A 22,006-nucleotide genomic window follows, 5' to 3' on the forward strand; every position below is an offset into this window, starting at 1 on the left:
TAAGACCAACGAGGCCGCCGTTCGGTTGATAACTATTCGAAGACTTTGACGATCTTCCCGTCCTTGGTGTATGCCGCGACCTTCGGGAACGTGCCCTGCTTGTACTTGGTCGAGCTCCTCCAGGTGTAGGCGAACCAGCCGCCCTCGCCGACCGGCACCTGGTAGATCGGGCCGTTCCCGATCCGCAGGCGGACCGCGACGGCGTCCTTCGACGCGACCCGGCCCCAACCGGACATGCCCCACCCGTTGCAGACTCCCGCAGTGCAGGGCCCACCGCCACCCCCGCCGACGTACATGTCGGTACGACCGGACTTGGCGGCCGGGTTCAGCACCGGATCACTGCTGTTGAGGTTGGTCAGCGTTGCGAAGGTCGTGTTTCCTTGGAGGCCGGTCGCGAGCAGCGCGTTCGTCAGCAGCGAACACTCCATGACCTTGTGCCCGGTGGGGGAGATCGCGACGACGACGGCCTGTCCGAGCGTCTTCGACTCGTCGGATGCCACGACCTGCCAGCCGGTCACGTCGACCCAAGTCAGGACGGAACAGTTACGGAGCTTGCCGGCGATGCTCTTCGGCATCGGATCCTTGGCCGCCGCCGCGACCAGCTCGGCCGACGGCCTGTCCCCGCCGGGGACGATGCACGGGGTGGCCTTCTTCTCGCCGATCTTGATGTCGTACATCGACACGTGACCGGACCGGGCGCCCTTGGTGTCCCGGAGCTTGCGTTTCTCGTCCGGATTCCGCAGCTCACAGCGGCGCTGCGCTTCCGCCATCGTGATCCGCTGGTCCGCGCCGGCCTCGCCGCGCGGCACTCCCGGCACGGCCTCGAACCGATCGGGCGGGTTGCCGGCGATCCCCGGTTGGTTGTCGGCCGAGCTCAGGTTGGGCAGCAGACTGGCGCCGAGGGCGATCACCACGACGCCTGCGACCGCACCGCCCGCGCCCAGCAGCTTGCGGTGGCGCCTGGTGCGGCGGCCGCGGGCCAGTAGTTCGGTCGTGTCCAGCGGCTGCATCGTCTCCGACTCCGCCAGCCGGTGCAGTTCGGCGCTGATCTCTCGTACGTCTTCCATCTCGTTCTCCTTCACAGCGCCCGGCTCGTCCGCCGCTGGTCGATGGCTCGTCGGAGAGTTTCGAGACCACGTGCCGCCTGGCTCTTCACGGTGCCCGTGGAGCAGCCGAGGATGTCCGCGGTCTGCTCGACGGACAGGTCCTCGTAGTACCGCAGGACGACGCAGGCGCGCTGCCGCGGACCGAGCGATCGCAGGGCCGCCAGGACCTCGTCCCGGTCGGCGTACCCGACCGCGAAGTCGTCGTCCCCGGCCCGGTCCGGTACGTCGCCGAGCGTCACCTCCCGGCGCCACGGCCGGCGTTTCCCGTCGTACGCCGCGTTCACCACCGTCCGGCGGGCGTACGCGAACGGGTTGCCCACCCGCCGGACCTTCGGCCAGGCCAGGTACAGCTTGTACAGCGCGTCCTGGACGATGTCGTCGGCCCGGTGCCGGTCACCCGACACCAGGAACGCCGTCCGCCGCAACGCCGCCTCGGCTCCCTCGACGAACTCGACGAACTCCCGGTCCCGCTCCGCCATCCGCGCCTCCACTCTCCATCTCCCCCTCAAGACGAAAAGCCCGGACTCCCAGGTTGCATCACCCCGACAGGTGCGCGACGTTCTGCCAGGCGGGGTCGGGGGAGGCGGTCAGCGCCACCTTGCCGTGCGGCCAGCCGGTCGTGGCGGCCTGGAGCTGGGCGTCGGCGGGCGTGGTGCCGTCGACGTAGTAGTGCAGGATCCGGACGCCGGCGGACGTCTCGTGGGCGAGCAGGTTGCCGGAGCCGCCGAGTCGGTCGGTGAGGTGGTCCTCGAAGGCCCGCAGCTCGTCGAGCATCTCGGACTCAGGCAGCCCGTCGTCGCGGACCAGGGGATAGTGGATGGCGACCGCCACGTGGGTGTCGAGATGCGGCCGGCGGATCGATCGCAGCGGGTACTCGGCAGTCGCGATCACCCGCTGCCCGTCGCGGGTCCCCTCCAGCATTTTCCACGCCGGACTGCCGTCCTCGAGCGTGTGCTCGGCGGCGAACCCGGCCACCACCGGCAGCAGTTCGGTCACCGGTACGGCGTCCTGCGGCGCGTCCGGCAGCGTGTCGATCGCGCCCACCCACGTCTCCACCATCTCCTCGCCGAGCACCAGGTCGAGGATCAGGAACGTCACCCGCCGCTGCGCGTCCACCGGCAGCGACGAGAACACCGGGTGGTGGACGCCGACGTGCACCGCCGCCGCGTCGGGCTCGATCGAGACCAGCGACTCGTCGATCGCGACCGGCGGGAGCCCGTCGAACTGCAGCGTCACCGCGGGCCCGGGGCGGCGCAGGTCGGCGTACTCCCAGACCTGGTCGGACGGCGGGGCGGCGCGCAGCCAGCGGCGGGCGATCGCACGCTGCGCCGGGTTGCCCGCCGCGGTGACGATCAGCACGTGCTCGGCGTGCAGCCCGGGCCCGAGCTCCCACTCCAGGTCGGGGTGGATGCGGGCGACCCGCTCGTTCAGTTCCGCGTTCGCGCCGGCCGGCTCCCGGCGGCCGACGGCGTCCGCGACGCCGCCGGCCCCGGCGCTCGACCACCAGGACCAGAACGCGCCGATCGGGTCCGCCTCCACGGCGTTCCGGCGGCGGCGCTTGAAGATGGGCATGGGCGCATCCTCTAACAAGCAGGGGTGCGACTATCGAACCAGTGACCCCTGGTTGAGGAGGAACACGGAGTGCTTCGGCGAATGCTGCTGGGTGTGTCCCGCAGTCCCCAGATCAAGAAGGCGGTGGCGTCGCTGCCGGTGTCCAGTGGCATCGTCGCGCGCTTCGTCGCCGGTGAGACCGCTCCGGAGGCGGTGCTGGCCACCGAGAAGCTGGTCAGCAACGGGCTGCGCGTCACCCTCGACCATCTCGGCGAGGACGTCACCGATCCGGCCGCCGCGACCGCGACCGCCGACGCGTACCTGGAGCTGCTCAAGAAGCTGTCCGCGGCCGGCCTGACGAAGTACGCCGAGGTCTCGGTGAAGCTGTCCGCGGTCGGGCAGGCGCTGCCCGGCGACGGCGAGAAGATCGCGCTCGACAACGCGCGGACGATCTGCCTCGCCGCCCGCAACGCCGGGACGACGGTGACGCTGGACATGGAGGACCACACCACGACCGACTCGACGCTGGGGATCCTCCGCGAGCTGCGCCAGGACTTCCCGGCGACGGGCGCGGTCCTGCAGGCGTACCTGCGGCGTACCGAGGCCGACTGCCGCGACCTCGCGTACGCCGGCTCCCGCGTCCGCCTCTGCAAGGGCGCCTACAAGGAGCCCGAGTCGGTCGCGTTCCAGGACAAGCGCCAGGTCGACAAGGCCTATGTCCGCGCCCTGAAGATCCTGATGAACGGCCAGGGCTACCCGATGATCGCGTCGCACGACCCGCGGCTGATCCGGATCGCCGGCGCGCTGGCCGACCGCGCGCGGCGCAAGCCGGGCAGCTACGAGTACCAGATGCTGTACGGCATCCGCCCCGAGGAGCAGCTCCGGCTGGCCGGCCTCGGCCACACGGTCCGCGTCTACGTCCCGTACGGCGAGGACTGGTACGGCTACCTGGTCCGGCGCCTCGCCGAGCGCCCCGCCAACCTGCAGTTCTTCGCCCGCTCCTTGATCACCAAGAAGTAATCAGCACGGATAGCCGTATTGCGTGCCGTACCAGGCGCTCCAGCCCGTGAAGTTCCGGGTGTCCCCGTCCTTGAGCTCGTACATCTGCCAGCGGACGCACTTGCCTTCGACGTGGTCGTAGTTGCACTTCCCCCAGCCGTCAGCGGACGGGAGCGCCTGGCAGTACCGGTCCTTGCCGTAGTTGGTCTGTACGTGCACCACGGCGGCCCAGCCGTTGGCGATGCCGTCCACCACCCACTGGTCGTCACCGACCCACTGGTAGCAGGTGGCGCCGATCTCGTAGCCGTAGAGGATGCAGTGGTCGACAGGCGACGTGTACGAATAGCCTGCCGTCGACATCGCCGCGGGGGCGACCACGGTGGCCATGGTCGGGTTGGTCAGGGTTCCGGCGTCGCTGTCATCCGTGTCGGTGTCGGCGGCCTGCACGACGGCGGCAGCTCCAGGGGCGGCCACGGCTTGTGCGGTGGCGGTGACCTGGGTCAGGCCGCTGGCCAGCAGGAGCGCGGCGGCGGGGACGGCGAGGGCGCGCAGCATTCGCATGGGCGGTCTCTTCTCGGGGGCGGAGGAGTGGGAGAGGAGAGCCTATGTCCCGCCTGGTGGGCAGCGGGACCGGGATCTGAGCAGTTCGTCAGTAGTCTGTGGGCATGAGCGCGAAGGTGGCCGTTCTCGGGGCCGGGGTGATGGGGGAGACGTTGCTGTCCGGGCTGATTCGGGCCGGGCGGCGACCGGAGGACCTCCTGATCACCGAGCGCCGGGAGGAGCGCGCCACCGAGCTGCGTGAGCGGTACGGCGTCGACGTCGTGTCGAACGTGGAGGCCGCGAAGCAGGCCGAGACGCTGGTCCTGGTGGTGAAGCCCCAGGACATGCCGGACCTGCTCGCCGAGATCGCCCCGGCGGTCCGGCCGTCGCAAACCGTCGTCTCGCTCGCCGCCGGTATCACCACCACCTTCGTCGAGTCGAGGCTGCCGGAAGGCGTGGCCGTCGTCCGGGTGATGCCGAACACGCCCGCCCTGGTCGACGAGGGGATGGCCGCCATCTCCCGCGGCGCACACTGCGACGAGAGCCACCTGGAGCTGGCCGAGAGCCTGCTGGCCGCGACCGGCCGGGTGATCCGGGTGCCGGAGAAGCAGCAGGACGCGGTCACCGCGATCTCGGGCTCCGGTCCGGCGTACCTGTTCTTCGTCGTCGAGGCGATGATCGAGGCCGGCGTCCACATGGGTCTGCCGCGCGGTACGTCGACCGAGCTCGTCGTGCAGACCGTGGTCGGATCCGCGAAGCTGCTGCGCGAGACCGGCGAACACCCGACGGTCCTGCGCGAGCGAGTGACCTCTCCGGGCGGTACGACGGCCGCCGCGATCCGCGAACTCGAGGACCACAAGGTCCGCGCCGCGTTCCTGTCCGCGATCGAGGCCGCTCGCAACCGGTCACGGGCCCTGGCCGCCGAGTAACACCTCTCGCGCGGGTGGCGTTAAGGTGGGCGCCGAGGTTTCCCACCATGTTCGAGGGATGAGTCCGCCCATGACTAATGGTTCGGTCGAGCCGGTCGCCGCGCCTGCGCCGCAGCAGGAGGTCCCGCCGCTCCCGTGGCGAGTGCCGCTGGACCCGGCGCCGTGGTGGGCCTGGACGTTGTTCGTGCTGCCGTTCGTCGTCGTGCCGGCGCTGAACTCGTGGCTGTGGATGGGCGCCCGCGACATGCTGGCCGTCGGGCTGCTGACGATCATCGGCGCGTCGGTCGTCCGGGTCGCCGGCGGCGTCGTGCTGTACCGCGTCGAGTTGTTCCCGAGCGGCCTGAAGGCGCGGACGAGCATGCTGATCCGCAGCCTGGCCTGGCAGGACGTCGGCAAGATCGAGGTCGGCGACGACAACGTCGTGCTCACCCGCGGCCCGGACGAGCACGAGATCAACGGCATTCCCACCGACCGCACCGCGGAGGTCGCCGCGGTGATGGAGGCCCTCCGCGAGCGTTCCCTGACCACCCCGGTCCGCCGCCACCGCCCGCGCCCCGGCATCGGCGCCGCGCTCGTCCTGCTCTACGTCGTGCTCTCGATCGGCGCCTTCCTGCTCCGCTGGCACATCGTCATCTGACCGCCCACGGCCCTTCGCCGGTCACCTTCTCGACCCGCACCCGCACGACCGTCGCCCCGGCGTACACCTGCTCGCTGCCGAACGGGAACGTCTCCTGGCCGAGGTACTTCCGCGCCAGCCGGTCCATCAGCGTCTTGTACGCCGGGTTGCCGGGTCCCTCCAACTGCACGGTTCCGCGCACGACCAGGTACTGCGTCAGGCCGCGCGGGCTGATCCGGTCGTCCTGCACGAGCAACGTGATCCGCGGGTCCCGGCGCAGGTTCCGGGTCTTGCGGTGCTTCTCCTCGACGCCGATCAGCAGATCGTCGCCGTCCCGCCCGACCCACACCAGCGCGGCCTGCGGCGACCCGTCCGGGTCGATCGTGATCATCGTGACGTCCTTCGGCTCGTCGAAGAGGCGGTAGCTGCTCTCGGGAAGTCTGCTCATGCGGCAGACGCTAGACAGCGCCGTGGGAACCTCTGGGTACCCTGACCGCTGTGCACGGAGTGGAACCCGGAGATGTCTTCCTGGCCGACTGCCCGGCCCGGCTCGCGGTCGAGGTGATCGCCGACAAGTGGGCGGTCGTGGTGCTGTGGGGTCTCAACGATCACGCCAGACGGCACTCCGAGCTGCTCGAACTGATCGGCGGCATCTCGAAGAAGGTGCTCACCCAGACCCTGCGCCGCCTGCAGACCAACGGTCTGGTTGCCCGTACGGACCACGGCGGCGTACCCCCTCGAGTCGAGTACGCGCTCACCGAACTCGGACGCACGCTGATGGGACCGGTCCGGCTGCTCACAGAGTGGGCAGAAGAGAACGGCGAGGCGGTGCTGGAGGCGCAGGAGAGAGGATGACGGCATGGATTTCTCTTTGTGGCCTGCGGCCTCCCGGAACTGGCGGTCGGTGCTCGATGGCGCCGAGTACGCCGAGCGGACCGGCTGGCACGGCGTGTGGATCGCTGACCATTTCATGCAGAACGGGGACGACCTGAGCGTTCCGGTGAACGAGGCCCTGGCGCTGGTCGCCGGGATCGTCGCGCGGACCGAGCGGGTCCGGGTCGGCACGATGGTGCTCGGCAACACCTACCGGCACCCGGCCGTGGTGGCGAACGCGGCCGCGACCATCGACCAGATGGCGAACGGCCGGTTCGTGCTCGGCATCGGCGCGGGCTGGCAGCTGAACGAGCACGCGGCGTACGGCATCGAGCTGCCGGCGATCGGGCCGCGGCTCAAGCGCTTCGAGGAAGCGTGCCAGGTCATCAAGGGGTTGCTGACGCAGGAGCGGACGACCTTCGAGGGCAAGTACTACCAGCTGTCGGACGCGCCCTGTGAGCCGAAGCCGGCGCAGCTCCCGATCCTGATCGGCGCGTCCGGCGAAAAGGTTGCCCTCGGCATCGTTGCCAGGTATGCGGACGAGTGGAACCACTGGGGACGTCCCGATCTGGCGGCGCAGAAGGGCGAGGTGTTCGCCCAGCACTGCGAGCGGGTCGGGCGGGATCCCCGGACCGTCAGGCGGTCGGCCCAGACCTTCCTCGAGATCGTCGACCCGGGGGACACCGAGGCAGCCGAGCGGAAGGCCCGGTTGGAGCAGCGTGGGGCCCAGGTGGTGATGGGGTCGGCTCAGGAGGTGCTCGACGCGGTCGCGCAGTACCCGGCGGCCGGGATCGACGAACTGCTGGTCCCGGACGCGTTCCTCGGTGAGGGCAACCGGCGGTTCGACGCGCTGGAACGGCTGCGCGAAGAGGTGCTACTGAAGTTCTAGCGTCGCGAACAACGGCCAGTGGTCGCTCGGCACGCGGCCGTCCGGGCGGTAGTGCGAGACGGCCGCGTCGGTCACGGTCCACTCCTTCGTGACGAGGATGTGGTCGATGCGGTCGTCGTCGGTCGCGCCGGTGAAGTCGTGCCAGCTGCCGCCCGCGGCGGCCGGTACGGCGAGGCGCAGCCCGGAGTCCACCAGCGTCTTCAGTGGCGGGGAGTCCGGTGTCGCATTCAGGTCACCCATCACGATCCACGGCAGCGACCCGGTGATCCAGCGCGCGATCAGCCGGGACGACTGCAGCTGCGCGACCTCGCCCGCGTGGTCGTAGTGCGTGTTGACGAGGCCGACCGTCGTACCGTTGCGGTGCCGCAGCCACACCAGGGTCGCGACCCGCGTCAGGTCGGCGTCCCACCCGATCGATCCCGGCGTCCCGGGGTCGTCGGACAGCCAGCGGGTCTCGTGGCGCTCGATCCGCCAGTCGCCGGGCCGGACCAGGACGGCGGCGTGCTCGCCCGCGCTCATGCCGTCGTCCCGGCCGGCGCCGACCAGCTCGTGCTTCGGGAACCGCCAGCGCAGGTAGTCGAGCTGGTCGGGCAGCACTTCCTGCAGCCCGACCACGTCCGCGTCCAGGTGCTCGATCGCCGCCACCGTCGCCTTCCGCCGGACCGGCCAGGCGTTGTCGCCGTCGGGCGCGGAGGAGTTGCGGATGTTGAACGAAGCGGCGCGGATCTTCATACAGGTGATCCTGCCAAACCCATCGCGCGGGACGCCGCCCGGAGTCGCGGTGTGCTCGCCTCGAGCGCCCGGTCCCGGCCCTGCTCGAGCAGATCCTCGATCGCGCCGCGGTCGGTCGTGAGCCGCGCGTACTCCTTCTGCAGCGGCTCGATGACGGCCAGCACCGCGTCCGCGACGTCCTGCTTGAGCGCGCCGTACGACGCGTAGGACTTCGCGAGCTCGACCGGATCGCCGTCGGTGCAGGCCGCGAGGATCTCCAGCAGGTTCGTGATGCCGGGCTTGTCCGCCTCGTCGTGCCGGACCTCGTTCCCGGAGTCGGTGACCGCGCGCATGATCTGCCGGCGGATGACGTCCGGCGGGTCCAGCAGCCGGATCGTGCCGATCGCGTCGTCGGCATCGGACTTGCTCATCTTCGCGGTCGGGTTCTGCAGGTCCTTCACCCGGGTCGCGAGCGCCGCCTTGTTCAGCTGCGGTACGACGAACGTGTCGCCGTACTCGCGGTTGAACCGGATCGCGATGTCCCGGGCCAGCTCGACGTGCTGGTCCTGGTCGCCGCCGACCGGGACCTGCTCCGCGCCGTACAGCAGGATGTCCGCGGCCATCAGGCACGGGTACGTGAACAGCGAGGCCCGCGTCATCGGGCGGCCCTTGCCCTTCTCCTTGTACTGGATCATCCGGGACAGCTCACCGACGTACGACGTGCACTCCAGCAGGTACGCGAGCTGGGCGTGCGTGGGGACGTCGGACTGGACGAAGACGGTGCCCTCGGGGACACCGGCCGCGAGCATCAGCGTCGCGAACTCGCGGGTCAGCGCGGCGAGTCTTCGCGGATCGTGCTTGGTCGTCATCGCGTGCAGGTTCGCGACGAAGTAGAAACCGTCCGGGTCGGTGAACCGGCGCAGCGCGCCGAGGTGGTTGCCGAGCGTCAGCCGGCCGGACGGGGTGATGCCGGAAAGCGAGGTCATGATCGTGCCCTTTCGGTGGTGTGTGAGGCCCCACCGAGGACATGAAAAAGGCCGCCTCGGCGAGGCGGCCTCAGTGGCTGCGTGCGAACACGCCGGGTGGACCGCCCTAGGCGGCCCACCACAGCTGCAGGTTCGTGTTCACACTGCCAGCATATCTCACCGACCGGGGCGGTGGAGTGGGGAATTCAACGCTGGACGAGCGACTGGACGATCAGCTCGTTGCGGGCGTCCTGGCCGAGCGGCACCGTCGGGTGCACGCCGTCGCGCAGGTAGTTGAGCAGCCGGTACGGCTTGACCCAGAGCCACTCGGCCCACCGGATGATCCGCAGGTTCGGGTACTTCTCCTGCTGGTCGTAGAGCTGCATGTTGAGCCACGAGCTGTTCCGCTGGTCGGCGAGCTGCACGGTCGAGGTCACGCTCTTGCGGACGACCTGGATGTTGACCCAGTACAGGATCCGGTTCTGGCCGACGATGCTGACCGCCCGGGCCACCTGGGCGGCGAACTTCGGCGGGTCGAAGATGTCGTTGGACCCGCTCGCCATCAGGACGCGCCGCGGCAGACCGTACGCCGACGCGCACTGCTGGAGTGCGTCGACCGCGCCGGAGGTCGGCCGGCTGGACCAGTTGTTGACGGCCAGCTGGCTGCCGTCGCGGTCCTGCAGCCGGATCGCGAGCGCCTTGCCGTCCTGCACGGAGATGCTGTCGCCGAACATGAACACGCCGTTGGTCTCACGGGTGTGCTGGAACTGCGCCGCGGTGGAGATGGCACGGGTCGCACCGGCCCAGGAGCCGAGCACGCCGGAGCCGTACGGCCCGGTGTCCGACGACGTGGCGGCGGACGCGGTCTCGGTCGAGGCGGCCACCGTCGCGGCGGCCGCGGCCGCCGCTCCTACTGTAAAGATCTGCCGCCGGTTGGGTTTCATTTGCCTCACCGGAGAACTGTGGCGGCCGACCGAGGGTACTCGCAAGTCCGAATCTCACTGTCCGCAGTCGCCCGACGCCGCGGCGGACCCAGAATCTGCGGTTTCTGCGCCTCCGACGGCAAAATCTGTAACGCTTTGCAGTCCGGCGCCGATGAATCGACTGTTGGACCGCTGGCGGGGCCGGCGCGGCCAGGGAGGGGTGTCGCGCCGTCCGTGCCTGTTGAGCCCGGACCCCGCTCAACCCGGTTGGAGCGGCTTCGGACCCGCGCTTGCGCAGGCGCGACGGTTAAGGTCGAGGGCATGAGCGGTGAGGCGTTGCTGGTGTTCGACGACGGGCTGACGGCGTACGACTTCGGCCGGGGACACCCGATGAGTCCGATCCGGGTGGAGCTGACCATCAAGCTCGCTCGTGAGCTCGGCGTCCTCGACCACCTCAAGGTCGCGCCCGCGCCGACCGCCGACGACGCGTTGCTCGAGACCGTACACACCGCCGAGTACGTGGCCGCGGTGAAAGCGGCCGGCGACCACCCCGACGAGGCCGATCCGGTGCACGGCCTGGGCACGTCGGACACGTACTGCTTCCCGCGCATGCACGACGTCTCGGCGCGGATCGCCGGCGCGACCGTGGAGGCCGCCCGCGCGGTCTGGGAGGGGGACGTCCTGCACGCCGCGAACGTCGCCGGCGGCCTGCACCACGCGATGCCCAACCAGGCCAGCGGATTCTGCGTCTACAACGATCCGGCGATCGCGATCCGGTGGCTGCTCGACCACGGCGCCGAGCGGGTCGCGTACGTCGACGTGGACGTCCACCACGGGGACGGCGTACAGACCGTGTTCTACGACGACCCGCGGGTGCTGACCGTCAGCCTGCACGAGTCGCCGACCACGCTCTTCCCCGGCACCGGAAGCGCCGGTGAGACCGGCGGACCGGGCGCCGAGGGTACGGCGGTCAACGTCGCGCTGCCGCCCGGCACCGGGGATGCGGGCTGGCTGCGTGCGTTCCACGCCGTCGTACCGGACGTGGTGAAGGCGTTCCGCCCGAGCGTGCTGGTCACGCAGCACGGCTGCGACTCGCACGTCGAGGACCCGCTGGCGCACCTGACGAAGACGATCGACGGGCAGCGGGCGGCGTACGTCGCGCTGCACGACCTCGCGCACGAGGTGGCGGACGGGAAATGGGTCGCCACGGGCGGCGGCGGGTACGCGATCATCGACGTCGTGCCGCGGGCCTGGACGCATCTGCTGGCGATCGTCGCGGGTACGCCGATCGACCCCGCGACGCCGGTGCCGGACGCCTGGCGCGAGGAGGTCCAGCTGCGGTTCGGGCGGGTCGCGCCGCTGCGGATGACCGACGGCCGCGACGCGTCGTACGTCGACTGGTCGACCGGTTACAACCCCGACACCTGGCTGGACCGCGCCATCAAGGCCACCCGTGACGCGAGCTTCCCGCTGCTCGGTCTCGATCCGAGCTGGTGAGTCACACGAGTCCCCCTCTTTCCCATTCGTACCAACAGCCACTAGGCTCGTGACATGCACGGACGGAGGTGCCGGAGGGGAAGCCGGCGCACGATCCGTGCTGGAAGTGCGGTGCGCAATGGCATCAAAGAAGTCCGGTGGTGAGCAGCCGCTCGCCGAGGTGAAGTTCCTGACCGTGGCGGAAGTCGCCACGGCCATGCGCGTGTCCAAGATGACGGTGTACCGGTTGGTGCACTCCGGTGAGCTGCCCGCGGTGCGGGTGGGTCGTTCGTTCCGGGTGTCGGAGGACGCCGTGCACGACTACCTCAAGGGCGCCTTCTTTCAAGCCGGATAACAACGAGAACGAGGCGGCTCGGCCCTGAGGGGTCGGGCCGCCTCGTTGTCTGTCCGCGCGGGGTTTACCGGCGGCGGGCGGACAGGCCTCGTAGCGCGGCGGTGGCCGCCTCGAGCGTGTCGGCCGGGATGTCGGCCCACAGCTCGGCGTGGGCGGCCGAGCTGGCCTTCACAGCTTGCTCGGCGAGGCTGATTCCCGCCGGGGTCAGCCGGACCTGCGTCCCGCGACCGTCGTCCGGGTCGGGCTCGCGGACGACCAGGCCGCGGCGGACCAGCTGGTTCGTCACATTGCTGGTGCCGCCGGAGGACAGCAACAGGATCCGGACCAGGTCGGACGGCTTCTGGCGGTACGGCGCCCCGGACCGGCGCAGCGAGACGATCACGTCGAACTCCGCCATCGTCAGCTCCAGGTCGCGGAGCACCCGCCGGGTCGCCGAGTTCAGCTCGCCGGCGAGCAGCATGATCCGCTTCGTCAGCTCGCTGGTCGGATAGAGCACCTCGGGCAGCTCGTGCTCCCAGGAGGCGATCACCCGGTCCACAGGGTCGTCGGTCACGGTTGACAGCCTAGCTTTCTTTGATGATAGCTTTCCCAAAAGCTTTCTACTGAGGGAGATGCTCGTGAGACTTTTGCTGAAGGGCGGGACGGTGATCGACACCTCCCCGGAGGTCGTCGTCCGTCGGGACACCGACGTCCTGATCGAGGACGGACGGATCGCCGCGGTCGGGCCGGGGCTGGAGGTCGACGCGGAGGTGATCGACGCGCGGGAGCGGATCGTGCTGCCCGGTTTCGTCGACACCCATCGGCATCTGTGGCAGACGGCGCTGCGGGGGATCGCGGTCGACGCCGGTCTCGGGACCTATTTCGAGCGGGTGCTCGGCGCCCACGGGTCGCGGTTCCGGCCGGAGGACGTTGCCGCAGGCAACCTCGTCGGCGCGCTCGAGTGCCTGGACGCCGGGATCACCACCGTGCAGGACTATTCGCACGTCCAGCGCACCCCCGACCACGCGGACGCGGCGCTGGACGCGCTGGAGTGCAGCGGCATCCGGGCCGTCTTCGGTTACGGGCCGTCGCCGTTGAGCGGCGGCGCCGTGGATGCGGGGGAGATGCGCCGGGTGCTGGCCCGCCGCTCCGGGCGGCTCGGGCTCGCAGTGGCGGCGATCGGGCCGTCGTTCGCGCCGTTCGAGACCGTGCGGGCGGACTGGGAGCTCGCGGATGCTCTCGGGGTGCCGGTCGTCGTACACATCAGCAGCAGTTCGGACGTGCCCGATCCGGTCACGCGGTTGCGGGACGCCGGGCTGGCGCGGCCCACCACGCTGTACGTTCACGGCAACAACCTGCCGGACTCCGAGCTGAAGGTGATCGCGGAGACCGGCGCGGCCGTCTCCGCGACACCGACCGTCGAGGCCCGCATGGAGATGGGCCAGCCACTAGCCGGCCGTCTGCGAGCAGCCGGCGTCGACTTCAGCCTCGGCATCGACGTCGTGACAACAGCCGGCGGCGACATGTTCCGCGCCATGCACGAGGTGCTCTCCCTCGGCTACCGGACCTTCTCCGCCGCCGAGATCCTGCAGCTGGCGACATCCGCCGGCGCGCGTGCCCTGGGCCTGCCCGACGTAGGATCGCTTGCCGTCGGCAACCAGGCCGACGTGATCCTGCTACGCACCACAGATCTCAACCTCGCCGGCGGCCTACACGACCCAGTGGCCACCGTGGTGACATCCGCCCACCCCGGCAACGTCGACACAGTCCTGGTCGCAGGCACCCCAGTCAAGCGCGACGGCCACATCATCAGCACGTCGCTGCGAGACGCCCTGTCCGAGCTCGCGGAGTCCGCGGCGTACCTCGAGGGGGCAACCGTCTAGCGGTTGAGGAGGGTGCGGATGGCTGCGGTGATCTCGGTGGGGGATTCCTCGGCCATGAAGTGGCCGGAGGTTGTGGTTTGGTGGTGGAGGTTGGTGGTCCAGGTCTTCCAGCGGGCGGCGGCGTCGAAGCCTAGGGCGGTGCCCCAGTCCTGCTGGATCACGGTCACCGGCATTCGCAATTTGTTGCCGCGGGCAAGGTCTTGCTCGTCGTGCGTGATGTCGACGGTCGCCGTGGCGCGGTAGTCCGCGACGATCGACGGCACCGCGCGCCGGCACGCCTCCAGGTACGCCGCGCGGACGTCGGACGGGATCGCCGCGGGATCGTTCACCCACTGATCCAGGAAGTATCCGAAGAACTCGTCCGAGGTGGCCGCGATCATCCGCTCCGGCAGGCCGGGCGGCTGCGCCATCAGGTAGAGGTGGAAGCCGACCGCAGCACTGGCTCCCTGCATAACGTCCCACATGTCGAGGTTCGGCAGAACGTCCAGACACATCAGATGGGAGATGGCATCGGGGTGATCAAGACCCGCGCGGAACGCCACCAACGCTCCCCGGTCGTGCCCGGCCACGGCGAAGCGCCGATGACCCAACCGACCGGCCACCGCGACGATATCGGCCGCCATGGCCCGCTTCGAGTACCCGTCGGCCGGTTTGCCGCTCTCGCCGTACCCGCGCAGGTCCGGGCAGATCACGGTGTGATCCGCGGCCAGCGCCGGAGCAACGTGCCGCCACATCAGGTGCGTCTGCGGAAACCCGTGCAGCAACACGATCGGCGGACCGGATCCGCCGACGGCGACGTTCAGGTCGACCCCGTCCGTGCCCTCGACCTGCTGGTACTCAAAGCCTTCGATCAACATGCCGACCAGCGTCGCGGATCCGGATGAGCAACGGATGAGCGCTACCGTGGCCGCGTGGAGTTCGGTGTGCTGGGGCCGGTGGTGGCCCGGGACGGGGGACCGGTCGACCTGAAGGGCCGACGGCACCGGGCGGTCCTCGCGCGGCTGATCGTGGCGAGAGGGCGGGTCGTGCCGGCGAGCGTGCTGGTGGACGATCTGTGGGTCGATCCGCCCGACGGCGCCCTGGGCGCCGTGCGGACGTTCGTGGCCGCGCTTCGCCGCGCGATCGAGCCCGACCGAGCGCCTAGGCAACCCGCCCGGCTGCTGGTGACGTCCGGCCCCGGCTACGCGTTGAAGACCGACAACGTCGACGCGTGGCGGTTCGAGACCTCCGCCAGGGCCTCGCTGCCACCGGAACAGCTCCTGCCGGAACTCCTGGCCGGATTGGCCCTGTGGCGAGGGCCGGCGTACGCCGAGTTCGTGGACGAGCCGTGGGCGTCGGCCGAGCGTGCCCGGCTGACCGAGCTGCGGCTGCACGTGGTCGAGCGGGTCGCGGAGACGCGGCTGGAGCTGGGACGAGCCGCCGAGGCGGTGCCGGATCTCGACGCACACGTCACCGAGCATCCGTGGCGCGAGGACGCGTGGCGGTTGCTGGCGCTCGCGCTGTACCGGAGCGAGCGCCAGGGCGACGCTCTCGCCGTACTGCGCCGTGCCCGGGAGACCCTGGTGGATCAGCTCGGCGTCGATCCCGGTCCCGCGCTGAGCCGGCTCGAGGGCGACATCCTCAACCAGGCAGCGCATCTGACGCCGGCCGGCTCCGTCTGGGCCGAGACCACCGCCGCGTACGACCGTGCCGTCGGCGGCACCCGTGCCCGGATCGAGTCGACGGTCGGCCTGCTGCGCAACCTCGCGGTCACCGGGGGCGGCGGCCTGGAAGCGGCCCGCCGGCATCGCCTCGCCGCCATCTCGGCGGCCGCGGAACTCGGCGACCCCGATCTCACCGCGCGCGTGATCGGCGCGTACGACGTACCGGCGATCTGGACCCGCTCCGACGACGAGGCGCAGGCGGCCGCGATCGTCGCGGCGGCGGAACGGGTGCTGCCGACACAGGATCACGCCGGCCCCCGCGCGCGGCTGCTCGCCACGATCGCGCTCGAGTCCCGCGGTTCCCGGTCGCCGCGGGCCCGCGAGGCAGCGCTCGAGGCCGAGCAACTCGCCCGCGGTCTCGACGATCCCGCGCTGCTCGCGTTCGCGCTGAACGGCCTGTTCATGCAGACCTGCTACCGCGCCGGCCTCGCGGCCGAACGCGACACGATCGGCGCCGAACTCATCACACTCGCGCAGCGCCACAACCTCTTCACCTACGAGGTTCTCGGCCACCTGATCCGTCTGCAATCCGCGTGTGCGAGAGCCGATCACACCGCGGCCGACGACCATGCCGCAGCCGCCGACGCGCTGGCCGCCCGGCACGAGCTGCCGCTCGTCGCCGTCTTCACCCGCTGGTACGCCGCGCTGCGCGACGATACCCCGGAGTCCTACCGCGCAGCTGCCGCGCTGCTCGACGGCGCGGGCATGCCCGGCCTGAGCGAGGGGCTTCTCCCGCTGGCGTTGGCCGCGCACGCCGTACGGCATGACGAACCGATCCCCGAGGCCGACTACGGACCACACGCCCCGTGGGTGCACGGATCGCCGGATCCGCCGCCTGGGCTGCTGTTCGAGGCGTACTGGGCATTCACCGCCCACAGCACCAGAGACCCCGAGCTGCTGGCGAGAGCGCAAGCTGCTCTAGCGCCGGCGGCCGGCGAACACGCGGCCGGCAGCGGCCTGCTCACCCTCGGCCCGATCGCCGGCTACCTCGGTTAGAGGTCGTCCGGAGAGCCGGACTCGGACTTCCGGCCGGCCTGCCGGCGCAGCTCGTGGTGCGACTGGTGCGCGGTCGTCCGGTACGCCTCCTCGTACGCCGCCAGCGCGCCGGCCACCCCGGATCCGTGACCGTGGCGCTTGGCCCACCGGGCGAACCAGGTCAGCCCCGCGAGCACCGCCGCCAGCCCGGCGAGAAATACGACGTACGCCATGCCGTCACCGTACCCGGACCTCCCAGGGGCCTCCCAGGAATCTCGCAGCACCGTCGCAGGCCGGGAGACCAGGATGGAATCACCAACCTGAAGGAGGCTCCCGATGCCGATCCGTTTCGTCAAGAGCGTTGCCGTAGGCACCATCGCGACCCTGGGCCTGGCCGCCGTCGCCTTCACTCCCGCCGCCTACGCGAGCACCAGCACCAAGACCGCCACACCCCACCTGGCCGTCCTGACCGAACCGATCGCCCCGGTCGCGATCCGGAAGGCGGCCTAGGTCCTAAGCCTTCCGCGCCCGGAACGCGAGTGCGTGCGGGATGTCGTAACCGCCGGGCTCCTCGAAGCGCTCGATGACCAGACCGCTGTCGACGACGGCGTTCAGGTAGTCGGCCAGGGTGAGGTGGGACATGCCGATCCGCCGGCGGATCCCGTCTTCGGCCCACCACGGCATGTCGGTGTGCCAGCCCGACTGGCGGTACGTCGGATGCACGGTCCGGCGACCGTCGTCCTCGTAGACGACATGCGGTCCGTTGAAGCAGGGGTGCACGCCGTACGCGACCAGGATGCCGCCCGGCCGGAGCACCCGGGCCGCCTCTCGCAGGACGGCGCCGAAGTCGTCGACATCGGTCGAGATCCACATCGAGACCGCCGTGCCGAAGGACGCGTCGGCGAACGGCAGGACCGCGGCGTCACCGTGCAGCAGCGGGCCGTCGGTGCGCGTCCGGGCACGGCCGAGCTGGTCGATCGAGTAGTCCAGGCCCACGGGGGTGCGGCCGCTGACCCGGATCGTGCCGAAGTTGCGTCCGGTGCCGCAGCCGATGTCCAGGCACGGCCCGGATCCGGGCCCGAGCAGGTCGAGCAGACCGGGCTGATGCGGCTCCGCGTCGACCACGAACCGCTCGTCGTACCACTCCGCCAGACCGTCGTACCGCGCAGTCTTCCGGGCCTTCATCCAGCCTCCCCAGGTCCCTGTCCACCCTACCGACCGAGCCTGCTTTAGGTCGGGGAAGCGACCTCCAGGTAAGCTTTGCCGACGTTCTCTTTGAGTTTGGATGGTCCACCGTGGGTTCCGTAATCAAGAAGCGCCGCAAGCGTATGGCGAAGAAGAAGCACCGTAAGCTGCTGAAGAAGACGCGGGTGCAGCGCCGCAAGCTCGGTAAGTAAGCAGGTCTGCCGCGCCCGGTCGGCTGGGAGTTGCCCGTGGCACAGGTGGTGATGGTGACCGGCGTCTCGCGAGACGCCGGCGCTCGCTGTGCCCGCAGACTGGCCGAAGACCCGTCGATCGGCACCGTTCTCGGTATCGATGTGGTTCCGCCGCGCGCGGAGCTCGGGCGGGTCCGGTTCGTCCGGGCCGACATCCGTAACCCGGTGATCGCCAAGGTGATCGCCGCCGAGGCCGTGGACACGGTCGTCCACACCGGCGTCGTGGCCACTCCCGGCAGCGCCGGCGGCCGGTCGTCGATGAAGGAGATCAACGTCATCGGCACCATGCAGCTGCTCGCCGCCTGCCAGAAGGCGCCCGGCGTGGCCAAGCTGGTGGTCAAGTCGTCCACCACGGTGTACGGCGCGGGTGCGCGGGATCCGGCGATGTTCACCGAGGAGATGGCGCCGCGGGCGATCCATCACCACGGCCTGAGCAAGGACGCGGTCGAGGTCGAGGGGTACGTGCGCGGCTTCGCCCGGCGCCGTCCCGATGTCTGCGTCAGCACGCTGCGGATGGCGAACTGGATCGGTCCCAAGACCGATTCCCCGATCACGCGGTACTTCGGCCTGCCCGTCGTCCCGACCGTTCTCGGGTACGACGCCCGCCTGCAGTTCCTGCACGAGGACGACGGCGTCGAGGCGATCCACCACGCGACCGTGAACGACCTGCCCGGGACGTTCAACCTGGCCGGTGACGGCGTTCTCTCGCTGTCCCAGGCGATCCGTCGGCTCGGCCGCCCGACGCTGCGGATGCCTTCGTTCACCGCGTCCGGCACCGCCGCCGCCGTCCGGCGGGCCCGGCTGGCGGACTTCTCGCCGGACCAGATCACCTTCCTCACCTTCGGGCGCGGCGTGGACACCACGCGGATGCGCGCCGAGTTCGGGTTCGAGCCGAAGTACACGACCGCGGAGGCCTTCGACGACTTCCGGCGGTCGCTCGGGACCGGCGCGACGACGCGGGTGTCGAGCCTGCTCACCGCGGGCCTGGGGGCGTTGCGTGGCTGACGCGGACGTGATCCCGATCGGCTCCGGCGGTCGCCCGGGCCGGGGTACCGGACGCCGTACGACGCCTTCGGCCGCGGCGCGGGCGCTCGCCGGACAGGCCGGCCGAGCGAAGAAGGGCCGCGCCACCAAGAGCGCCGACGACGTCGCCGCGGGTTCGCGGGCGGCGGAGCTCCAGGGCGAGCCGGCCGGCGCCGTAGCGGACGTCGACGGACCCGAGCTGCCGCCGTTGGACTTCGCGGGACTGGAGCGGGCCGTCCGTGGGCTGTTCGGCGAGGACGGCGAGCGCCGGGTCGCCGAGTGGCTGGCGTTCCTGCGCCGGCGGCTGACCGGCGACTACGAGCTCGACGAGTTCGGGTACGACCGTGACCTGTCCGACCAGGTGCTGCTGCCGATGCTGCGGCCGATGGTGGAGAAGTGGTTCCGGGTCGAGGTCCGGGGGATCGAGAACATCCCGTCCGACCGCAGCGCGCTGATCGTCGCGAACCACTCCGGCACGATGCCGCTCGACGGGCTCGTCACCCAGGTGGTCGTCGCGGACCACACCGGACGGCCGCTGCGCACGCTCGCGGCGGACCTGGTGTTCCAGACGCCGTTCGTCGGCGAGCTGTCCCGCAAGGGCGGCGCGACGCTGGCCAACAACGACGACGCCGAGCGGCTGCTCCGGCAGGGCAACCTGGTCGGGGTCTGGCCGGAGGGCTTCAAGGGACTCGGCAAGCCGTTCTCGGAGCGGTACAAGCTGCAGCGCTTCGGGCGCGGCGGCTTCGTCAGCGCCGCGATGCGGACCGGCGTACCGATCGTGCCGTGCTCGATCGTCGGCGCCGAGGAGATCTATCCACTGGTCGGGAACATCGCCTCGCTGGCCCGGCTGCTCGGCGTCCCGTACATCCCGGTCACGCCGTTCTTCCCGCTGCTCGGGCCCCTCGGCCTGATCCCGCTGCCGTCCAAGTGGCTGATCGAGTTCGGCGAGCCGATCCGCACCGACGAGTTCCCCGACGGGGCCGCCGACGACCCGATGCTGGTCTTCAACGTGACCGACCAGGTCCGCGAGACCATCCAGCAGACGCTCTACGCGTTGCTCATGCAGCGCCGCAGCGTCTTCTTCTAGGCCCACGCAGAAGCCCCTGGCACACGATCCGTGTGCCAGGGGCTTCCCGCTGTTGCCGGCCTACTTCCAGGGTGGAAGCAGGGTCTGGATGATGCCCGGCAGGTTGATCAGCGGTGTCGTCGGGAACGGCCACGGCCAGGACGGCGTGGTCGGCGTCAGTGAAGGCAGCTCCGTGGGCGTCGCAATCGGCGAGTTTGACGACGACGGCTGCGGTGGCGTCTTCAGGTTGGTCGGTGGTGCGGTGGACTCGCCCACGATGGTGGTGTTCGGCACCTTCGTCGGCAGGGTGGACGGCTCCTGGGTGCTCGAGCCGACCGGTGCCGGGATCGTCGTCGACGCCTTCGGGCTCGACGACGCCTTGACCGGGTTGCTCGACTCGGCGCCGGTGCCGGGCGTGGTGCGGCCCGGCTTGGTGTTGCTCGTGGTGCCGGTGCCCGGCGCGGCGGCCGGTTTCGGCGACGCGCACTTCGGGCACGCCGCCGAGGTGAGCTGCGTCAGCTGCTCGATCGTGGCCAGCGCCTCGACACCGGACTTCAAGGACTCCGGCGGGAGGTTCGGCGTCGCCGCCACCAAAGCCTGGCGGGCACTGGTGATGAACGAGGTGATCGCGGTGATCGAGCTCTCGTCGCCGTTCTGCTGGTACGAGGCGAGCAGTCTGGACACACCCTTGCGGGCCTGTGCCGAGAAGTCGTCCAGGGTCGCGTTGATCGTGCCCACGGACCCGCCGTTGCCGGCCAGCTCGCGGACTTCGGACAGTCGGGTCATCGCGTGCTCGAGATCGCGCCGGCCGCGGGAGTCGTCGCCGACCCCGACATTGGTCGCCACGTTCTCGATGCTGCGCTTCATGCCGTACAACGTGTCGCCGGGCATGGCCTGCTGCGCGGCGGCGGCCGAACCGATGCCACCTCCGAGCAGCACCAGCGCGGCGGTGCTGGCCACCAGGCGGATCCTCCGGCCCTGGCGGCGACGGATAGCTGTCACGGACGCGCCAACGTCCTCGCTCCCCGGCGGCTCGTCCGAGTCGTCCGGTGCGGTGTGCACCGTCAGTGGAGTCGCAGTGGTCGCCGCGCGCGCCGCCGCCTGCTCCAGCAGGCGGTGCCGCAGCTCGGCACTGAACTCCGGTCGCGGTGCAACTGCGCCGGCGGTCCTCAGCCGTCCGACCAGTTCCACAGCTTCCAGTAACTCGGGGTCGTCGCCCAGTCGCGTGGAGTGACGGGGCCCGTGATCGACGGCGTGCGCGAAGGTCTCCGCGCGCGCTCGAGCCCTGTGTAGGTCACTCATGAGTTCTCGTTCTCCTCAATGGCCAGTCGGGGTCACCGACAGGTCCTCACCAGGCAAACGAGGTAACTCCCTGACGGGTTACGAAAGACGTTCGTTGTCATCCGCCTCATCTCAAGTCCTTGGGGATAACCTTCGCCAAGTGCCGTACGGCTCTCAGTTGCAGTTGCTTGACGGCGCCTTCGGATTTCTCCAGCGCCTTGGCCGTCTCGGCGATCGACAGACCGGCGAAGAACCGCATCGTCAGGCAGTCGCGCTGCTCGTCCGGCAGGCCGGCGACAGCGTCCCGGAGCACCTCGGCGGTGGCCGCGGCCAGCACGTCGATCTCCGGACCCTCGGTCTGCCGGTCGTGGGTCTCGATCTCGTCCGTGACCACTTCGAGCCGGACCCGGCCGGACTTGTAGTGGTCGGTGATCAGGTTCCGGGCGATCGTCACCAGCCAGGCGCCGAAGTCCCGGCCCTGCCAGCGGAACGAGTCCAGTGCGCGCAGCGCCCGGACGAAGGTCTCGCTGGTCAGGTCCTCCGCGAGCGCCGACGACGACACCCGCGCGTAGATGTAGCGATAGACGGTGAGCGAGTACTCGTCGTACAGCTCGCCGAAGGCACCGACGTCCCCGGCCTGGGCGCGATCGACGAGCTCCGCACGTCGCATCCCGTCCGGGCTTGGTTCCGGCGTGGTCAAGTGTTCTCCCCGTTCAACTGACACGTC

At 70.3% G+C, this 22,006-nt stretch carries 27 protein-coding genes; 13 read left to right on the forward strand and 14 right to left on the reverse strand.

Annotated elements, in window-relative coordinates:
• Positions 1–32: 32 nt before the first annotated feature.
• Genes ACWEOO_RS16940 through ACWEOO_RS16950 form a run of 3 tightly spaced genes read right to left on the reverse strand, consistent with a single transcriptional unit; the run spans position 33 to position 2,678 of the window.
• A complete protein-coding gene (locus ACWEOO_RS16940) occupies positions 33–1,067 on the reverse strand; it encodes a hypothetical protein (protein WP_452143743.1) in 1,035 nt (344 codons plus the stop codon).
• Positions 1,068–1,078: 11 nt separating this feature from the next.
• On the reverse strand, positions 1,079–1,585 hold the full coding sequence (locus ACWEOO_RS16945) for a SigE family RNA polymerase sigma factor (protein WP_452143744.1): 507 nt from the start codon (positions 1,583–1,585) through the stop codon (positions 1,079–1,081).
• Positions 1,586–1,643: 58 nt separating this feature from the next.
• A complete protein-coding gene (locus ACWEOO_RS16950) occupies positions 1,644–2,678 on the reverse strand; it encodes a DUF695 domain-containing protein (protein ID WP_452143745.1) in 1,035 nt (344 codons plus the stop codon).
• A 69-nt stretch (positions 2,679–2,747) separates the two neighbouring features.
• On the opposite strand from ACWEOO_RS16950, the gene ACWEOO_RS16955 reads away from it, so the two are divergent.
• Positions 2,748–3,677, forward strand: coding sequence for a proline dehydrogenase family protein (locus ACWEOO_RS16955; protein WP_452143746.1), 930 nt, complete (start codon positions 2,748–2,750; stop codon positions 3,675–3,677).
• On the opposite strand, the gene ACWEOO_RS16960 is transcribed toward ACWEOO_RS16955, so the two are convergent.
• Positions 3,678–4,217, reverse strand: a complete 540-nt coding sequence (locus ACWEOO_RS16960; protein WP_452143747.1) for a hypothetical protein — start codon at positions 4,215–4,217, stop codon at positions 3,678–3,680.
• Positions 4,218–4,321: 104 nt separating this feature from the next.
• On the opposite strand from ACWEOO_RS16960, the gene proC reads away from it, so the two are divergent.
• A complete protein-coding gene (gene proC, locus ACWEOO_RS16965; RefSeq protein WP_452143748.1) occupies positions 4,322–5,125 on the forward strand; it encodes a pyrroline-5-carboxylate reductase in 804 nt (267 codons plus the stop codon).
• 70 nt (positions 5,126–5,195) lie between these two features.
• Positions 5,196–5,762 carry a hypothetical protein gene (locus ACWEOO_RS16970; RefSeq protein WP_355694698.1) on the forward strand — a complete coding sequence of 189 codons (567 nt, stop codon included), beginning with the start codon at positions 5,196–5,198 and terminating at the stop codon, positions 5,760–5,762.
• Here ACWEOO_RS16970 and ACWEOO_RS16975 read toward each other — a convergent pair.
• The gene (locus ACWEOO_RS16975; RefSeq protein ID WP_359932075.1) at positions 5,755–6,189 is read right to left on the reverse strand and encodes a PPOX class F420-dependent oxidoreductase; all 435 of its coding nucleotides are present in this window, start codon (positions 6,187–6,189) and stop codon (positions 5,755–5,757) included. The genes ACWEOO_RS16970 and ACWEOO_RS16975 overlap by 8 nt on opposite strands.
• Before the next feature lie 50 nt (positions 6,190–6,239).
• Between ACWEOO_RS16975 and ACWEOO_RS16980 the strand changes: the two genes are divergently transcribed.
• Positions 6,240–6,596 carry a winged helix-turn-helix transcriptional regulator gene (locus ACWEOO_RS16980; RefSeq protein ID WP_359932078.1) on the forward strand — a complete coding sequence of 119 codons (357 nt, stop codon included), beginning with the start codon at positions 6,240–6,242 and terminating at the stop codon, positions 6,594–6,596.
• Positions 6,597–6,600: 4 nt separating this feature from the next.
• Complete coding sequence (locus ACWEOO_RS16985) at positions 6,601–7,503, forward strand: TIGR03560 family F420-dependent LLM class oxidoreductase (RefSeq protein WP_452143749.1); 903 nt, start codon at positions 6,601–6,603, stop codon at positions 7,501–7,503.
• On the opposite strand, the gene ACWEOO_RS16990 is transcribed toward ACWEOO_RS16985, so the two are convergent.
• From ACWEOO_RS16990 to ACWEOO_RS17000, 3 genes are all read right to left on the reverse strand, one after another.
• Positions 7,489–8,235 carry an endonuclease/exonuclease/phosphatase family protein gene (locus ACWEOO_RS16990; protein WP_452143750.1) on the reverse strand — a complete coding sequence of 249 codons (747 nt, stop codon included), beginning with the start codon at positions 8,233–8,235 and terminating at the stop codon, positions 7,489–7,491. The two genes, ACWEOO_RS16985 and ACWEOO_RS16990, sit on opposite strands and share 15 nt — an antisense overlap.
• Positions 8,232–9,200, reverse strand: a complete 969-nt coding sequence (gene trpS / locus ACWEOO_RS16995; RefSeq protein WP_452143751.1) for a tryptophan--tRNA ligase — start codon at positions 9,198–9,200, stop codon at positions 8,232–8,234. Before trpS ends, ACWEOO_RS16990 begins: the two co-directional genes overlap by 4 nt.
• A gap of 185 nt (positions 9,201–9,385) precedes the next feature.
• Positions 9,386–10,123, reverse strand: a complete 738-nt coding sequence (locus tag ACWEOO_RS17000; RefSeq protein WP_452143752.1) for a hypothetical protein — start codon at positions 10,121–10,123, stop codon at positions 9,386–9,388.
• 300 nt (positions 10,124–10,423) lie between these two features.
• Between ACWEOO_RS17000 and ACWEOO_RS17005 the strand changes: the two genes are divergently transcribed.
• Positions 10,424–11,599: an acetoin utilization protein AcuC gene (locus tag ACWEOO_RS17005; RefSeq protein ID WP_452143753.1), complete on the forward strand. Its 1,176-nt coding sequence runs from the start codon at positions 10,424–10,426 to the stop codon at positions 11,597–11,599.
• A gap of 118 nt (positions 11,600–11,717) precedes the next feature.
• Positions 11,718–11,933 (forward strand): helix-turn-helix domain-containing protein, encoded by a 216-nt coding sequence (locus ACWEOO_RS17010; RefSeq protein ID WP_012923942.1) that lies wholly within the window; start codon positions 11,718–11,720, stop codon positions 11,931–11,933.
• A 64-nt stretch (positions 11,934–11,997) separates the two neighbouring features.
• Here the strand turns inward: ACWEOO_RS17010 and ACWEOO_RS17015 are convergent, their stop codons facing one another.
• Positions 11,998–12,486 (reverse strand): MarR family winged helix-turn-helix transcriptional regulator, encoded by a 489-nt coding sequence (locus ACWEOO_RS17015; protein ID WP_452143754.1) that lies wholly within the window; start codon positions 12,484–12,486, stop codon positions 11,998–12,000.
• A 64-nt stretch (positions 12,487–12,550) separates the two neighbouring features.
• Between ACWEOO_RS17015 and ACWEOO_RS17020 the strand changes: the two genes are divergently transcribed.
• Positions 12,551–13,795, forward strand: a complete 1,245-nt coding sequence (locus ACWEOO_RS17020) for an amidohydrolase family protein (protein WP_452143755.1) — start codon at positions 12,551–12,553, stop codon at positions 13,793–13,795.
• Here ACWEOO_RS17020 and ACWEOO_RS17025 read toward each other — a convergent pair.
• Positions 13,792–14,652, reverse strand: a complete 861-nt coding sequence (locus ACWEOO_RS17025) for an alpha/beta fold hydrolase (protein ID WP_452143756.1) — start codon at positions 14,650–14,652, stop codon at positions 13,792–13,794. The two genes, ACWEOO_RS17020 and ACWEOO_RS17025, sit on opposite strands and share 4 nt — an antisense overlap.
• A 54-nt stretch (positions 14,653–14,706) precedes the next feature.
• Here ACWEOO_RS17025 and ACWEOO_RS17030 point away from each other — a divergent pair, with 54 nt between their 5' ends.
• Entirely contained in the window at positions 14,707–16,494 is a 1,788-nt protein-coding gene (locus tag ACWEOO_RS17030; protein WP_452143757.1) for an AfsR/SARP family transcriptional regulator, read from the forward strand.
• On the opposite strand, the gene ACWEOO_RS17035 is transcribed toward ACWEOO_RS17030, so the two are convergent.
• A complete protein-coding gene (locus tag ACWEOO_RS17035) occupies positions 16,491–16,706 on the reverse strand; it encodes a hypothetical protein (protein WP_452143758.1) in 216 nt (71 codons plus the stop codon). The two genes, ACWEOO_RS17030 and ACWEOO_RS17035, sit on opposite strands and share 4 nt — an antisense overlap.
• 103 nt (positions 16,707–16,809) lie before the next feature.
• On the opposite strand from ACWEOO_RS17035, the gene ACWEOO_RS17040 reads away from it, so the two are divergent.
• Positions 16,810–16,983: a hypothetical protein gene (locus ACWEOO_RS17040; protein WP_363712679.1), complete on the forward strand. Its 174-nt coding sequence runs from the start codon at positions 16,810–16,812 to the stop codon at positions 16,981–16,983.
• A gap of 3 nt (positions 16,984–16,986) precedes the next feature.
• On the opposite strand, the gene ACWEOO_RS17045 is transcribed toward ACWEOO_RS17040, so the two are convergent.
• Positions 16,987–17,658, reverse strand: coding sequence for a class I SAM-dependent methyltransferase (locus ACWEOO_RS17045; protein WP_452143759.1), 672 nt, complete (start codon positions 17,656–17,658; stop codon positions 16,987–16,989).
• Between the two features lie 110 nt (positions 17,659–17,768).
• On the opposite strand from ACWEOO_RS17045, the gene ACWEOO_RS17050 reads away from it, so the two are divergent.
• The 3 genes from ACWEOO_RS17050 to ACWEOO_RS17060 are packed head-to-tail and all read left to right on the forward strand — an operon-like array spanning position 17,769 to position 20,019.
• Positions 17,769–17,870, forward strand: coding sequence for a 30S ribosomal protein bS22 (locus ACWEOO_RS17050; protein WP_008356322.1), 102 nt, complete (start codon positions 17,769–17,771; stop codon positions 17,868–17,870).
• Between the two features lie 36 nt (positions 17,871–17,906).
• Positions 17,907–18,914, forward strand: a complete 1,008-nt coding sequence (locus ACWEOO_RS17055) for an NAD-dependent epimerase/dehydratase family protein (RefSeq protein ID WP_452143760.1) — start codon at positions 17,907–17,909, stop codon at positions 18,912–18,914.
• Positions 18,907–20,019, forward strand: coding sequence for a lysophospholipid acyltransferase family protein (locus ACWEOO_RS17060; protein WP_452143761.1), 1,113 nt, complete (start codon positions 18,907–18,909; stop codon positions 20,017–20,019). The genes ACWEOO_RS17055 and ACWEOO_RS17060 overlap by 8 nt, the downstream gene beginning before the upstream one ends.
• 60 nt (positions 20,020–20,079) lie before the next feature.
• Here the strand turns inward: ACWEOO_RS17060 and ACWEOO_RS17065 are convergent, their stop codons facing one another.
• Positions 20,080–21,300, reverse strand: coding sequence for a DUF5667 domain-containing protein (locus ACWEOO_RS17065; protein WP_452143762.1), 1,221 nt, complete (start codon positions 21,298–21,300; stop codon positions 20,080–20,082).
• 106 nt (positions 21,301–21,406) lie between these two features.
• A complete protein-coding gene (locus tag ACWEOO_RS17070; RefSeq protein WP_238332099.1) occupies positions 21,407–21,979 on the reverse strand; it encodes a sigma-70 family RNA polymerase sigma factor in 573 nt (190 codons plus the stop codon).
• Positions 21,980–22,006 lie beyond the last annotated feature (27 nt).

It is taken from the genome of Kribbella sp. NPDC004138 (genome assembly GCF_053603655.1).